At 63.3% G+C, this 13,644-nt stretch carries 13 protein-coding genes; 9 read left to right on the forward strand and 4 right to left on the reverse strand.

Annotated features, from left to right (window positions below):
* Window positions 1-50 precede the first annotated feature (50 nt).
* A complete protein-coding gene (locus tag ACLQ8T_RS00280; RefSeq protein WP_141357948.1) occupies window positions 51-1,484 on the forward strand; it encodes an aldehyde dehydrogenase family protein in 1,434 nt (477 codons plus the stop codon).
* 79 nt (window positions 1,485-1,563) lie between these two features.
* On the forward strand, window positions 1,564-3,012 hold the full coding sequence (locus tag ACLQ8T_RS00285) for an amino acid permease (protein WP_204719843.1): 1,449 nt from the start codon (window positions 1,564-1,566) through the stop codon (window positions 3,010-3,012).
* Here the strand turns inward: ACLQ8T_RS00285 and pgm are convergent.
* A complete protein-coding gene (pgm, locus tag ACLQ8T_RS00290; protein ID WP_413455341.1) occupies window positions 3,009-4,607 on the reverse strand; it encodes a phosphoglucomutase (alpha-D-glucose-1,6-bisphosphate-dependent) in 1,599 nt (532 codons plus the stop codon). The genes ACLQ8T_RS00285 and pgm overlap by 4 nt on opposite strands.
* A 55-nt stretch (window positions 4,608-4,662) precedes the next feature.
* Here pgm and ACLQ8T_RS00295 point away from each other — a divergent pair, with 55 nt between their 5' ends.
* The 3 genes from ACLQ8T_RS00295 (at window position 4,663) to ACLQ8T_RS00305 (ending at window position 6,025) form a co-directional block, all read left to right on the forward strand.
* Window positions 4,663-4,992, forward strand: coding sequence for a DUF4190 domain-containing protein (locus tag ACLQ8T_RS00295; protein WP_204719847.1), 330 nt, complete (start codon window positions 4,663-4,665; stop codon window positions 4,990-4,992).
* A gap of 64 nt (window positions 4,993-5,056) precedes the next feature.
* Entirely contained in the window at window positions 5,057-5,812 is a 756-nt protein-coding gene (locus ACLQ8T_RS00300; RefSeq protein ID WP_413455342.1) for a hypothetical protein, read from the forward strand.
* Between the two features lie 3 nt (window positions 5,813-5,815).
* Window positions 5,816-6,025, forward strand: a complete 210-nt coding sequence (locus ACLQ8T_RS00305; RefSeq protein WP_038992680.1) for a helix-turn-helix domain-containing protein — start codon at window positions 5,816-5,818, stop codon at window positions 6,023-6,025.
* A gap of 68 nt (window positions 6,026-6,093) precedes the next feature.
* Here ACLQ8T_RS00305 and ACLQ8T_RS00310 read toward each other — a convergent pair whose 3' ends face one another.
* Both ACLQ8T_RS00310 and ACLQ8T_RS00315 read right to left on the reverse strand, forming a co-directional pair.
* Window positions 6,094-7,551 (reverse strand): peptide MFS transporter, encoded by a 1,458-nt coding sequence (locus ACLQ8T_RS00310; RefSeq protein WP_413455343.1) that lies wholly within the window; start codon window positions 7,549-7,551, stop codon window positions 6,094-6,096.
* A gap of 52 nt (window positions 7,552-7,603) precedes the next feature.
* Window positions 7,604-8,950, reverse strand: coding sequence for an amidase (locus ACLQ8T_RS00315; protein ID WP_204719853.1), 1,347 nt, complete (start codon window positions 8,948-8,950; stop codon window positions 7,604-7,606).
* A gap of 67 nt (window positions 8,951-9,017) precedes the next feature.
* On the opposite strand from ACLQ8T_RS00315, the gene ACLQ8T_RS00320 reads away from it, so the two are divergent.
* Both ACLQ8T_RS00320 and pheA read left to right on the forward strand, forming a co-directional pair.
* Entirely contained in the window at window positions 9,018-9,344 is a 327-nt protein-coding gene (locus ACLQ8T_RS00320; protein WP_038993350.1) for a rhodanese-like domain-containing protein, read from the forward strand.
* Window positions 9,341-10,264 carry a prephenate dehydratase gene (pheA, locus tag ACLQ8T_RS00325; protein WP_413455344.1) on the forward strand — a complete coding sequence of 308 codons (924 nt, stop codon included), beginning with the start codon at window positions 9,341-9,343 and terminating at the stop codon, window positions 10,262-10,264. Before ACLQ8T_RS00320 ends, pheA begins: the two co-directional genes overlap by 4 nt.
* Before the next feature lie 59 nt (window positions 10,265-10,323).
* On the opposite strand, the gene ACLQ8T_RS00330 is transcribed toward pheA, so the two are convergent.
* Window positions 10,324-11,370 carry a diacylglycerol/lipid kinase family protein gene (locus tag ACLQ8T_RS00330; protein ID WP_413455345.1) on the reverse strand — a complete coding sequence of 349 codons (1,047 nt, stop codon included), beginning with the start codon at window positions 11,368-11,370 and terminating at the stop codon, window positions 10,324-10,326.
* 38 nt (window positions 11,371-11,408) lie between these two features.
* Between ACLQ8T_RS00330 and serS the strand changes: the two genes are divergently transcribed.
* On the forward strand, window positions 11,409-12,686 hold the full coding sequence (gene serS, locus ACLQ8T_RS00335; RefSeq protein WP_128470823.1) for a serine--tRNA ligase: 1,278 nt from the start codon (window positions 11,409-11,411) through the stop codon (window positions 12,684-12,686).
* Between the two features lie 124 nt (window positions 12,687-12,810).
* Window positions 12,811-13,641 carry an HAD family hydrolase gene (locus ACLQ8T_RS00340; RefSeq protein ID WP_413455346.1) on the forward strand — a complete coding sequence of 277 codons (831 nt, stop codon included), beginning with the start codon at window positions 12,811-12,813 and terminating at the stop codon, window positions 13,639-13,641.
* Window positions 13,642-13,644 lie beyond the last annotated feature (3 nt).

The raw sequence follows: 13,644 nt of genomic DNA on the forward strand, positions 1-13,644 counted from the left end.
CTTCGTGAATTAATCAGTGAATATCCGCCTCGTTGCCGTACGCTCAAAACATGGGTCTGTTTACTTCCACGCCGTTGCCCGAACCGGTCGGCGATTCCGCACCTCCGGTGGACGAGCATCCATCACGCATCGCAACAGTTCTGAGCCATTTGCGGCGTTCCGCTGACACCCGGATCACGCATCCGCGACGCTTCCGCCTGCAGCAGCTCAAGGCCCTGGAAAAGATGCTCGACGAGCATCTGGAAGACTTTGTCCAGGCCCTGGCTGAAGACCTGGGCAAGAGCGCCACCGAGGCCAAGTTCTCCGAGATCGACGTGGTGCGCGCAGAAATAGATTTCGCCCAACGCCACCTCGCTGAATGGATGGATTCCACCAGCGTCAAAGTTCCGCTGGCCCTGCAGCCGGCCATGGCCAAGGTGGAGCCGCGTCCGCTGGGCGTCGTGCTGATTATCGGCGCCTGGAACTACCCGGTCCAGCTGGTACTCGCACCGCTGGTCGCGGCCATTGCCGCCGGCAACGCCGCGGTGATCAAGCCATCCGAGCTGGCTCCGGCCACCTCGGGCGTCTTGGCCAAGTTCCTCCCGGTCTACCTGGATGAACGTGTTTATGCGGTCGTTGAGGGAGGAGTGGACACATCCACCGAGCTGCTTGCCGCCCGCTGGGACCATATCTTCTACACCGGCGGTGAACGCGTGGCCAAGATCGTGGCTGCCGCGGCGGCAAAGCACCTGACGCCAACCACTTTGGAATTGGGCGGAAAATCGCCGGCCGTGGTGGAAAACGATTCGCTGGCTTCGGCAAAGCGCCTCGCCTATGCCAAATTCATGAATTCCGGTCAGACCTGCGTGGCCCCGGATTATGTCTTGAGCATTGGGGACTCCACTGAGCTCATCCAGCGCCTGGGCCAGGCCATCACCAGCTTCTACGGCAAGGAGCCGTTGACCCACCCGGACTACGGCCGCATCGTCAGCCGCAAGCACTTCGACCGGCTGTTGTCGATGTTCGAGCAGGGCGAGGTGGTTTTCGGGGGCGAATATGACGAGGAAACACTGCGCATCGCACCGAGCATCATGCGCAATCCAGATCTTGAAGGAAGCTTGATGACCGAGGAGATATTCGGTCCAATTCTTCCAGTGATCGAGGTGGAAAGCTTCGAGGAGGCCCTCGAATTCATCGCCCGGAGGCCGTCTCCGCTGGCTGCCTACCTGATGAGCGAAAGCCCGCGGCTGCAGTCGATCTTCTCCGACCGGGTGCGCGCCGGCTCAATCGTGCATAATGCCCCGCTGGTCCAGATGGTCGTTCCAACCCTGCCTTTTGGCGGTATCGGACCGAGCGGGATGGGGGCCTACCATGGCAGGCACGGATTCGAGCGGCTTTCACAGATGCGCTCTGAACTCAACAAAACGACGGTAGTTGACACCCTGAGCGCAATATATCCTCCGTATTCATGGGCTAAGCGAAAGATTATTGATCGCTTACTGTAGCGCGGTTCATAGTGTTGTGGCTTGTCAGGGTGCTTGGATTGATAGGTTGGAAATTTTCAAGCATCAGGAGATGTAACGCATGACTGAGCCCGCACCGTCCCAAGACGGTCTGAAGCGTGGCCTCAAAGCTCGCCATATGCAGATGATTGCCATTGGCGGCTCGATTGGTACCGGACTTTTCGTCGCTTCCGGCGGCACCATTGCGCAAGCAGGACCCGGTGGTTCGCTGGTGGCCTATGCGCTGATTGGCCTGATGGTGCTGCTCCTGATGCAGTCACTGGGGGAAATGAGCGCCCGCCTTCCGGTCGCCGGGTCCTTCCAGACCTACGCGACGGTCTTCGTGAACCGCCACTTCGGCTTCGCGATCGGCTGGAACTACTGGTTCAACTGGGCAATCACCGTGGCTGCCGAACTGGTAGCCGCCGGGATCATCATGTCCTATTGGTTCCCGGATACTCCGGGATGGATCTGGGCTGCCGTCTTCCTGGCGCTGCTCACCGGCCTGAACGCGTTGTCCGCCAAGGCCTTTGGCGAGGGCGAGTACTGGCTGGCCGCGATCAAGGTCATCACCGTAGTGGTCTTCTTGATCTGCGGTGTCGCAATGATCTTCGGCATCCTGGGCGACTCCACGCCAGGTTTCAGCAACTGGACCGAGGGCGAGGCGCCATTCGTTGGCGGCTGGCTGTCGATCGTCTCGGTGTTCATGATTGCCGGCTTCTCCTTCCAGGGCACGGAGCTGATCGGCGTGGCCGCCGGCGAGGCAGAGAACCCCAAGCGCGATATCCCGCGGGCCATCAAGGCGATCTTCTGGCGGATCATGCTGTTCTACATCGGCGCGATCTTCGTAATCGGCATGCTGATCCCATACCTGGATCCGTCGCTGCTCTCCTCCGAGGCATCTGATATCACCACCTCGCCATTCACCCTGGTCTTCGAGCGCGCAGGCGTGGCCTTCGCCGCGGCCTTGATGAATGCGGTGATCCTCTCGGCCATCCTCTCGGCGGGCAACTCCGGACTATATGCCTCTGCACGCATGCTTTATTCGATGGCGCTGGACGGCAAGGCGCCAAAGATCTTCGCCCGCTTGAACAAGCGCGGCGTGCCCATGCCGGCCATGCTGATGACCGCATCGGTGGGCCTCTTCGGCTTCCTGACCGCGATCATCGGGCAGGGCTCGGCCTATACCTGGCTGCTGAACGTCTCGGGCCTGTCCGGGTTCATCGCGTGGGTGGGCATCGCGGTGTGCCACTACAAGTTCCGCACGGCATACATTGCCAGCGGACAGGATCTGGCGAAGCTCCCGTACAAGGCGCCGCTGTTCCCGCTGGGTCCGATCCTTGCCTTCGTGATCCTGATCGTTGTGATCGCCGGCCAGAACTACCAGGCCATCCTGGATGGAAACCTGCTGCAGATGGCTTCCAGCTACATCGGCCTGCCGATCTTCCTGCTGCTGTGGCTGGGCCACTGGCTGGCTACCCGCAAGCAGCCAGCCGTGGAAATCGACCCATGGACCGCGAAGCTGAATTAGCCAGCTAGCGCGGCATCGACAATCACCCGGGCCTCTGCCAGCACCTGCTGCAGATGTTCGGGTGATTTTGTCGATTCTGCATAGATCTTGTAGATGTCTTCGGTGCCCGACGGGCGCGCGGCAAACCATGCGTGCTCGCTGGAAACCTTCAGACCGCCAATCGGGAAGCCGGCCGCTTGCGTGGCCTTGGCGGTAATCGGATCCGAAGCCAGCTCGGTGGCAGTGACCATCGAAGGATCCAGCTTGCCCAGGAGGGCCTTCTGCTCGCGGTTTGCAGGCGCATCGAAGCGGTCGTAGAAGCTGGGACCATGGCGCTCGACCAATTCGGCATGCAACTGGCTGGGGCTCTTGCCAGTTACCGCGCGGATCTCGCTGGCCAGCAGGGCCAGCATCAGGCCGTCCTTGTCGGTGCTGAACGCCTTGCCGGAGAAGTCCAGGAAGCTTGCCCCAGCCGATTCCTCGCCGCAGAAGGCAACCCTGCCCGAAGCCAGCGGCTCAACGAAGTACTTGAAGCCCACCGGCACCTCGCGCAGCACCCGGCCGTGGGAGGCCACCACCTTGTCGATGAGCACCGATGAGACCAGCGTCTTGCCGATCTGGGCATCGGACGGCCACTGCGGGCGATGGGTGAGCAGGTAGTCGATGGCCACGGCCAGGAAATGGTTCGGGTTCATCAGGCCGGCATCCGGGGTGACAATGCCGTGGCGGTCGGCGTCGGCATCGTTGCCGGTCGCGATGTCGTACTTCTCGCGATTGGCCACCAGCGAGGCCATGGCATGGGCGGAAGAGCAATCCATGCGGATCTTCCCGTCCTTGTCCAGGGTCATGAAGCCGAAGCGCGGATCCACGGACTCGTTGACCACTTCGAGGTTCAGGTTATAGCGCTGGGCGATCTCGCCCCAGTAGTGGACCGAAGCGCCACCCAGCGGATCTGCGCCAATGGAAATTCCGGAATCCGCGATGGCCTTGAAATCGATCACTTCCGCCAAATCGGCGATGTACAGTTCGCGGAAGTCGAATGGCTGGGCATTGGGCTCGCCGCGCTTGATCTGCCCGCTGGCCAGCAGCTCGTTGGCCCGTGCGGCGATGGGCCCGGTGATTTCGGATTCGGCCGGTCCGCCATGCGGCGGGTTGTACTTGATGCCGCCGTCGGTCGGCGGGTTATGCGAGGGCGTGATGATCAGGCCATCGGCCTGCTCGCCGCCGCTGGCGTTATGCACCAGGATTGCGTGGCTGACCGCTGGAGTGGGAGTCAGCCCGTCATCGGCCAGCACTCTGACGCCGTTGCCCGCCAGCACTTCCAGCGCGGTGCCGTATGCCGGCTCGGAGAGCGCATGGCTGTCCTTGCCCACGTACATTGGCCCAGTGATGCCCGCGCTGTTGCGGTAATCGACCACGGCCTGGGTGATCGCGGCGATATGCGCTTCGTTGAAGGTGCCGTTCAGCGATGTGCCGCGGTGGCCGGAGGTGCCGAAGATGACTGCCTGGTCTGGGTTCGCGCTGGAAGGCACAATCCGGGTGTAGGCGTCGATCACCGCCTGAAGATCGATCAGGTCGGTTTCCTGCGCCGGCTGCCCGGCTCGTTCGTGTGCCACTGCGTGTGTCTCCTAGGTGGTGCGATGTCCACGGGGTCGTAGACAATGGATAGTGATGAGCTACTACCCATACCCGCAAAACCCCTACCAGCGCCCGCCGGAATCGACCGGGCTGTCGGTGGCGTCGCTGGTGCTCGGCATCCTTTCGATGCTGGGCTTCGCCATAATCATTCTAGTTCCGCTGGCCGGAGTGATCACCGGGCACCTCGGCTACCGGCGTGAACCGAACTCGCGGGCGCTGTCGCTGGCTGGGCTGATCACCTCCTGGATCGCGCTGGTGATCGCGGTATCGCTCTATGCTTTGGTGATCTGGTTGGTCCTCTGGATGCCCGGGGCCATCTATGACTACACGGACTACGCCTACAACGACCTGAATTACTCCTAGGCCAGCGCCCAGGACGGTGCTATCTTAACGATAATCGTTATTAACGACTATCGATAGGATCGCCATGTTCGCGGTATTGCCCCTTCTGCTGGTGCTCGTCCTTCCCGCGGTAGTCCTCGGGATCCTCTACGTGCTGCGTCGCAAATCTTCAGATATCAGCGCAGTCGTCGCTTTCACCCGGATCGTCGCCTGGGTCGGCGTGGTGCTGATCGGCGGATCCGTGCTCGTCGGTACCGCGGCGGCGATCGTGAACGGTGAATCGACCCTCCAGGTGCCGGTCGAGCCGTACTGGCCTGAATTTCCCGCGGTCAGCGACGTGACGCCGGACCACGGCGACGCCGTACGCAGCGAAATCACCACGGTGACCGTGACCGCTGCAAACCTCGGCGCCGCAACCCGCGGCTTGCTTGCCGCGGGCTCCATGGTTTCCGGCCTGGCCGTCATCGCGGTGCTGGCGGCGGTCATCGCACTGTGCAGCAAACTGCTGGCCGGCAAGCCGTTCAGCAATTCGCTGCTCCGCTCCGGGCGGCTTGCCGCCTGCGCTCTGGCCCTCGGAACACTCATCGGCCAGACGCTCACCGGCATCGGCACCTACCGGGCAGGTGAGGAAACGCTGCGGGTGGACGGCTACTCCATGACCGGAGACCAGGTATTCGCCGGCCCGTCCCCGTGGCCGGTTCCCGCTTTCTCCATCAACTACGAATTCGCGCCGCTCTTCATGGCGCTGGCTATCCTGGTGGTGGTTGAGCTGGTTAATGCCGGCATGGTGATGGTGCGTCAGAACGAACAGCTGCGCGCCGAGACCGATGGGCTGGTCTGATCCGTGGAGTTGCGCAATGTGCACTGCAGGCTGACCGAATTGCTGGCCGAGCGCAAGATGACGGTCGTCCAGCTCGGCGAGCTGGTCGATGTCTCGGTGGTGAACCTGTCGGTGCTCAAAAACGACAGGGCCAAGGCCATCCGTTTCAGCACCCTGGTGGCCATCTGCCAGGCCCTGGAGTGCGAGATTGGCGAGTTGCTGGTCCTTCGTTAAGACATTAAAAGGCTGCGGCGCGGATTCCCGAGGGAATCCGCGCCACAGCAGTGCCGATGTCCGGGGCCTTAGTGGATCGAGCCCATCAGCTTCTTCAAGGCCGGGGTAGCTGCCATCATGGCGATACCCAGCACGACGGCGGTGCCGCCCATGCCGATGAAGTACGGGATCTCATTGCCCTCGGTATAGTAGCCGGCCAGCACACCCGACAGGGTGGTGCCCAGCGAAACCGAGAGGAAGAACAAGGCGATCATCTGGGTGCCGAAGGCGGCCGGCGCCAGCTTGGTGGCAATTGCCTGGCCCACCGGCGAGAGCAGCAGCTCGGCAAAGGTGCACAGCAGCAGGATGCCGACCAGCGCCAGCAGCGGAGTCTTCACGAAGGATTCCAGCGGGATGAACAGCAGGAAGGCCGCGCCCACAACCACCAGCGACAGTCCGAACTTCATCGAGGTGCGTGGCTGTCGCTTGCCCAGCTTGGTCCACAGGGCGGCGAAGATGCCGGCGAAGATGATGATGAAGACCGGGTTGATCGAGGTGACCCAGCTCGGCGGCATTTCCCAGCTGCCCAGGTGGCGGTCCAGCCGCTGGTCCGAGTAGGCGGCGATGAAGGTGAACTGCTGCTGGAACAGGGCCCAGAAGGCAGCCGAACCGATGTAGAACGGAATGAAGGCCCAGACCTGCTTGCGTTCGGTGGCGTTGACCTTCTTGCTGCGCAGGATCAATGCGAAGTACACGATCGACGCGGCGATCACCACGTAGGCGATGGTGCTTGCCAGATTCTGCGGGGTCACGATCTTGGACGCGAATGCGGCAATGATCAGGGCGATCACGGCGACGAAGATGACCACGTAGCGGTTGCGCTCGGCGGCCGGCAAAGGGTTGCTCGGGATGCGGCCGGATTCCGGCAGCTTCTTGCGGCCCATGGCGTAGATCGCCAGGCCGATGGCCATGCCGACAGCTGCGGCCGCGAAGCCGATGTGGAAACCGTACTTGACCTGCAGCCAGCCGGTGAGCAGCGGGCCGAGCAGGCCGCCGATGTTCACGCCCATGTAGAACAGGGAGAAGCCTGCATCGATGCGCGGATCATCCTTGGAGTACAGGGAGCCGACCAGGGCTACGGCGTTGGCCTTCAGGCCGCCGGAGCCGATGGCAACGAGGACCAATCCGACGATTAGGCCCACATAGCCTGGCAACAGGGCCAGGCCGATGTGGCCGAGCATGATCGCGATGGCAGAGAAGAACAGGGCGCGTTCCGAGCCGAACAGGCGGTCGGAGAGCCAGGCCCCCAGGATGGTGGACAGGTATACGGCACCGCCGTAGGCGCCGACCAGCGACAGGGCCAGGCCCTGGTCCATGCCCAAGCCGCCGTCGGTGACCGAGTAGTACATGTAGTAGGCCAGCAAGCCCTGCATGCCGTAGAAGGAGAATCGCTCCCACATCTCGACGCTGAACAGGCTTGCAAGCGCACCGGGATGACCGAAGAAGGTCTTTCCGGAAGATTTGGTGCTCGTTGTTGCAGTAGACATACGTAACATTTTTCGCTTTTGCCTACGCGAGTACCTACTTATATGGGAAAGCTCACAACTGCATCTGAGCGGCCAGCGCGAGCAGCAGGCCTTCGTCGGAACGCGGGGAAATCAGCTGAATACTCATGGGTAACCCCTCATTGGAGTGGCCCACCGGAACGGTGATGGCAGCTACCGAGGCGACGTTCACCATGGACGTGTAGGGGGTGTACTGGCACTGCAACATATAATCCACATCTGGCGTGGATTGTGTATTGTGCCCGATCTTCGGCGGGATTGACGCCATGGCAGGGGTAGCCACCACATCGAAGGCGGACCATTGGCGCACGAAATCCGCCGCAATCTGCTTCAACCGCGACCCGGCCTGCAGGCTCTGCTCCAGGGAGCGCTCGGCGGCGCGCTGGCGGAAGTCCCTTGCCAGTTCGCCCAGCAGCGAATCATCTAAGACCGGAACGGACTTCAGTCCGTTGGTCCACACCGCCGCGAAGGTTTCCGGATAGTCGGTGGCATAGTGCAGATTTGCCGGCTGGACGCGATGGCGTTCGCCCAGGTGTTCAAGCCCCTGGGCGAAGGCCGCCCGGGCTTCCTGCGACAGCTCAATCTCGTAGACGGGTTCAAAAGGCGAGTGGGTGCTGTACCCGATTTTCAGGCCATCCAGGCGCTGGGGGTAGCTGCCCTGCAGCAACGGCAGGTAGTGGTCCTTCCCGCGCATGGCGTCCAGCAGCAAAGACGCATCCAGGGCATCATGGGCCAGTGGTCCGCTGACGGCTAATTTCGGCGCACCCATGGGGTCGGTGTAGCCATCGAGGATGTCGCTGGGGATGCGCCCCAAGGAAGGCTTCAGCCCCACCAGTCCGCAGGCCGCCGCCGGGATGCGGACCGAGCCGCCGCCATCGGAGCCCGGGCCCAGCGGAATCATGCCGGCGGCAATCGCCGCGGCCTGCCCGCCGGAGGAACCGCCCGAAGTGCGCGTTGGATCGAAGGGATTGCGCGAAGGGGGAGCGATGAGGTTCTCGGAATAGCTGCTCAGCCCGAACTCCGGGACCTGGGTCTTGCCCAGGATCACCACGCCCTCGGCGCGAAGCCTGGCCACCAAGGAGTGGTCGCGTCCGGCCACCGCCGCTGGCATGGCCGCGGTGCCGTGGGTGGTGGGCATCCCCGCCACATCGTTCAGGTCCTTGAACGCGGTGGGAAGACCGTGCAACCGGCCAATCTCGCCGCGGGCATGCGCCTCGTCGGCCGCTGCCGCGGCCTCCATCGCATTCTCCGCCACGTGGACGAAAGCACCGAGGTCCGCCTGCTCTTCAATGCGCTTGAGGTAGTGCTCGGTCACCTCGCGGCTTGAACGCTCGCCGCGGGCCAGCTCGTCTCGCAATTTCAGGGCGCTTGAGGGAAACATGTCGGCTTTCGACGCAGGAAATGACTAGTCTTATAAGCAAACACCCTATGTGAGAGGAATGCTAGCCGTGAGCGATTTTGAGACTGTCCAGGTCAATGACGTCCCGAAGGACGCCTTCATCCTCGATGTGCGCGAAGACTTCGAATGGGAAGCCGGCCGTGCCGCCGGAGCCACCCATATTCCCCTGGGCACCCTGCCGGAGAAGGTATCGGAGCTTGACCCGGATGTAGACACATACGTCATCTGCCGTACCGGCGGCCGCTCGGCTCAGGCCGCCTCGTGGCTCACCGCCATGGGCTACACCGCCTTCAATGTTGCCGGCGGCTCGGATGCGTGGATCGAAGCAGGCCTGCCAATGGAAGCGGACAACGGCCAGGAGCCAACCGTACGATGAACTACGCCTATCTGGGACCTGCGGGCACCTTCACCGAGTCGGCCCTCCTGCAGGTTCCCGGGGCTGCCGATGCGCAGCGGATTCCCGCCTCCAACGTCAACGTGGCGCTGTCCATGGTGCGCGAAGGTGCCGCCGATGCGGCGATGGTGCCGATCGAGAACTCGGTAGAAGGCGGCGTTTCGGCCACCCTGGACGCGATTGCCCAGGGCGAATCGCTGCAGATTGTCTCCGAGATCCTGGTTCCGATCACCTTCGTGCTGGCGGTGCGCCCCGGCATCGACTCGCTGGCGCAGATCAAGCAGGTCTCCACCCATGGGCATGCCTGGGCACAGTGCCGCTTATGGGCCGAAGCAAATATTCCCGGTGCCGCATTCACCCCGGCCTCCTCCACAGCCGCTGGCGCCCTGGCCCTCGAAGAGGCGGATCCTCCGCATGATGCGGCGATCTGCTCTCCGCTGGTGGCCCAGGAACGCGGCCTGAAGGTGCTGGTGAGCGGCGTCGAGGACAACGTCGGAGCGGTCACCCGCTTCATCCTGGTTACCCGCCCGGGAAGGATTCCGCAGCCGACCGGTGTGGACAAGTCAACGCTGATCCTGCCGCTTCCCGAAGACCGTCCCGGTGCGCTGATGGAACTCCTGGAGCAATTCACCGCACGCGGAGTGAACCTGTCGCGCATTGAATCCCGGCCTACCGGCAAGAGCCTGGGGGAGTACTTCTTCTCCGTGGATATCGAAGGCCATGTGGCCGAGGAACGCGTTGCCGCCGCGCTGTCGGGGCTGCACCGGCTGTCCCCGAAGCTGCGCTTCCTCGGTTCCTACCCGGCGGCCCAAGGCCTGGAAGCATCCGTGGACACGCACAATTCCGACGCGGCCTTCAGCGAGGCCCGTGCCTGGGTGCAGTCGCTGCGCGACCGGGTCTAGGCACAGCGATCCCCCGGCCGTTCCTCCTGGATGGGAAACGGCCGGGGGATCGGCAGCAGTTATGGGGTGCGCAGGCGCAGTGCGCTCGGGTTCACGGACACCTGCAGTTCATTGACCTGGCCGGTGGGGTCCCCATCGATCTGGGTATTCATCGGCTCATCGCAGCGCAGTGACACGCCAGTGGTCTGGTAGAAGCTCATGACCGGGATCTTGTTCTTGGCGCGGAATGCGGTCTTCAGCAGGATCCACGTCCAGCCCGCGGCCGAGCGCGGGGAGAGCACCACGGCATCCAGCACGCCGTCGTCGATCTTGGCGTCCGGCACGAAATCCAGGCCCTGCAGCTTGCCGCAATTGGCGAAGAGCACCGAACGGACCTTGCGGGTCTGCCAGCTCTCGTCCTCCGAGAGCTTGAAGCTGACCTTCTTGCGCCGGCCCGGCAGCTGGCGCAGGCCGGCTTCCGAATAGGCAAGCCAGCCAACCTTGGATTTCAGCTCGTCATTGGTGTCGTCGAACAGGTCTGCGTCGGTGCCCACGCCGGCGATGACCAGGAACGCATGGTCCGCCTCTTTGCCGTCCAGCAGCTGCAGCTTCATATGCCCGACGTCGATCCGGCGAACCATTCCGCGTACCGCGACCAGCGCCGCGGTATGCAGGTCATCCACGGGGATGTCCACGTTGCGGGCCAGCAGGTTTCCGGTGCCCAGCGGCAGGATACCCAGGGACGCGTCGGTGCCTTCGAGCACTTCTGCGACGGCGCGGATGGTTCCGTCGCCGCCGGCGGCAATAATTGTGTCGCATTGCGCATCGAGTGCTTCCCGGGCTGCGTCCTGGCCGGGATTCTCCTTGGTGGTTTCAAGGACCAGAGGCGCTTCCAGTCCTGCCTCGGCGCAGACACGGGCCACCGCTTCCCTCGCTTCGTCAGCACCTGACTTGGAAGGATTGATGACCAGGGCCACCTTGGCGGCGACCGACTGGGCGGCCGCTTCGGGCTGCTTGGCCAGCGGCTTGCTGTAGTTCGAAAGCTTGCGCACCGAATACCAACTGGTCGCCGCGGTGGCAGCTGCAGCAACCACGGCAGAGAAAACGATCACACGATTTGTCTGCATAATGCTCTCATCGTACTCATGATTGCTACCCTTAACATGTGATCGACCTGAAAATGCTCACCGAAAATCCGGATTTGTACCGTGCCTCGCAACGCGCGCGCGGTGCCGACGAGTCGTTAATCGACCAGCTGCTGGCAGCTGACACGGCACGTCGTGAAACCATCGCCACCTACGAGCGCCTGCGTGCCGAGCAGAATGCGTTCTCCAAGAAGGTCGGCAAGGCCAAGGGCGACGAGCGCGCTGCCCTGCTTGCCGAGGTCAAGGAGCTCGCCGCCGCGGTCAAGTCTGCCCAGGCCGAGTCTGACGCGGCAGCCGCCAAGTGCACCGCGCTGCAGCGTTCCATCCCCAACCTGATCATCGACGGCATCCCCGCCGGCGGCGAGGACGACTTCACCGTCGTCAAGCACGTGGGAACCATCCGCGACTTCAAGGCCGAGGGCTTCGAGCCGCTGGACCACCTGCAGATCGCCGAGAAGCTGGACGCCATCGACATGGAGCGGGGCGCCAAGGTATCCGGCTCCCGCTTCTACTTCCTCAAGGGCATCGGTGCCCGCCTGGAAATCGCGATGATGAACATGGCCCTGGATGTGGCCATGGACCACGGCTTCATTCCGATGATCACCCCGACCCTGGTGCGCCCGGAGACCATGCAGGGCACCGGCTTCGACGTCGAGCACGACGACGAGATCTACAAGCTCGAGCGCGACAACATGTACCTGGTCGGCACCTCCGAGGTGGCCCTGGCCGGCTACCACGCGGACGAGATCATGGATTTGTCCGATGGCCCGATCCGCTACGCCGGCTGGTCTTCCTGCTACCGCCGCGAGGCCGGTTCGGCGGGCAAGGACACCCGCGGCATCATCCGCGTGCACCAGTTCAACAAGCTGGAGATGTTCGTCTACGCCAGCGTCGAGGACGCCGAGGCGGAGCACGAGAAGCTGCTGGCCATGGAAGAGGACATGCTCGGCCGCATGGAGCTGGCCTACCGCGTCATCGACACCGCCGCGGGAGATCTGGGCATGAGCGCCGCGCGCAAGTTCGACTGCGAAGCCTGGGTTCCGACCCAGGGCACCTTCCGCGAGCTGACCTCGACCTCGAACTGCACCACCTTCCAGGCCCGCCGGTTGAATGTCCGCGAACGCGAGGTCATCGACGGCAAGGCAGGCAAGACCCGTTCGGTGGCAACCCTGAACGGCACCCTGGCCACGACCCGCTGGATTGTCGCGATCCTGGAAAACCACCAGAACCCTGATGGTTCGGTCAACGTGCCGAAGGCCTTGCAGCCGTACCTTGGCGGACTCGAAGTGCTCAAGTAGGCAATGCCGAGCAGGTGTCGGCCTCCCCTCGCGGGGCGGCCGGCACCTGCGTTTAACCGGTTGTTCACCCGTAGCTGTGCCTTGGGTCATCGCCAAATACCTGCGCTGGTGGTTAACTTGAGCCATGACTGTTATGACTAAGCTCGGCAACGACGACCGGCTGACCAAGCAAAAATTGATGATTTGCCTTGACGTGGACGGCACCATCGTCAATCACCAGGGCGAAATGAGCCAGCGCGTGCGCGACGCCGCGCGGGCAGTCGTGGCCCAGGGCCACGAAGTGATCATCTCCACCGGCCGCTCCCTGGGTGCGGCCCTGCCCATCATGGAAGAACTGGGCATCGACCAAGGCTACGTCGTGGTCAGCAACGGCGGGGTGCTCGCGAAGGTGTCAAAGGATGGCGTCGAGATCCTGCACCGCGAGATCTTCGACCCCTCGTCAGCGCTCACCGCACTGCGCGAACAGCTCCCCACTGCCAAGTACGCCCTGGAAAACGAACGCGGCGAATTCCTTTCCAGCGAGACCTTCGGCGACATGAGCTTCGGCGCCGAGAGCAGGGTGGTGGATTTCGGCGAGCTGGTGAACAGCAAGGCAGTGCGCGTGGTGGTCTTCTCCACCGACAACACCGCCGAGGAATTCGGGCATGCAGTGCAGAGCCTGGGGCTCTCCGGGGTGACCTACTCGGTGGGCTGGACCGCCTGGCTGGATATTGCAGCCGATGGCACCACCAAGGCCAGCGGGCTGGAGCGCTTGCGCGCCGTCCTGGATTTCCACGCCGATGACACGCTGGCCGTCGGCGACGGGCGCAATGACATCGAGATGCTCCAGTGGGCCGGCCACGGCGTGGCCATGGGCCAGGCCCCGGATGAGGTCAAGGACGCCGCGGACGCGGTCACCGAACACGTTGACGCCGATGGCCTGGCCCTCGTCCTGGAAGGCCTGCTGGCCGGCTAGCAG

The sequence above is a fragment of the Glutamicibacter sp. FR1 genome (assembly GCF_047300825.1).
Taxonomy (GTDB): domain Bacteria; phylum Actinomycetota; class Actinomycetes; order Actinomycetales; family Micrococcaceae; genus Glutamicibacter; species Glutamicibacter nicotianae.

Excerpts from the sequence above, each read along its gene's own strand:
- ACLQ8T_RS00280 (WP_141357948.1), top strand. The coding sequence starts at position 51 with ATGGGTCTGTTTACTTCCACGCCGTTGCCCGAACCGGTCGGCGATTCC.
- ACLQ8T_RS00285 (WP_204719843.1), top strand. The coding sequence starts at position 1,564 with ATGACTGAGCCCGCACCGTCCCAAGACGGTCTGAAGCGTGGCCTCAAA.
- ACLQ8T_RS00295 (WP_204719847.1), top strand. The coding sequence starts at position 4,663 with ATGAGCTACTACCCATACCCGCAAAACCCCTACCAGCGCCCGCCGGAA.
- ACLQ8T_RS00300 (WP_413455342.1), top strand. The coding sequence starts at position 5,057 with ATGTTCGCGGTATTGCCCCTTCTGCTGGTGCTCGTCCTTCCCGCGGTA.
- ACLQ8T_RS00310 (WP_413455343.1), bottom strand. The coding sequence starts at position 7,551 with ATGTCTACTGCAACAACGAGCACCAAATCTTCCGGAAAGACCTTCTTC.
- ACLQ8T_RS00315 (WP_204719853.1), bottom strand. The coding sequence starts at position 8,950 with ATGTTTCCCTCAAGCGCCCTGAAATTGCGAGACGAGCTGGCCCGCGGC.
- pheA (WP_413455344.1), top strand. The coding sequence starts at position 9,341 with ATGAACTACGCCTATCTGGGACCTGCGGGCACCTTCACCGAGTCGGCC.
- ACLQ8T_RS00330 (WP_413455345.1), bottom strand. The coding sequence starts at position 11,370 with ATGCAGACAAATCGTGTGATCGTTTTCTCTGCCGTGGTTGCTGCAGCT.
- ACLQ8T_RS00340 (WP_413455346.1), top strand. The coding sequence starts at position 12,811 with ATGACTGTTATGACTAAGCTCGGCAACGACGACCGGCTGACCAAGCAA.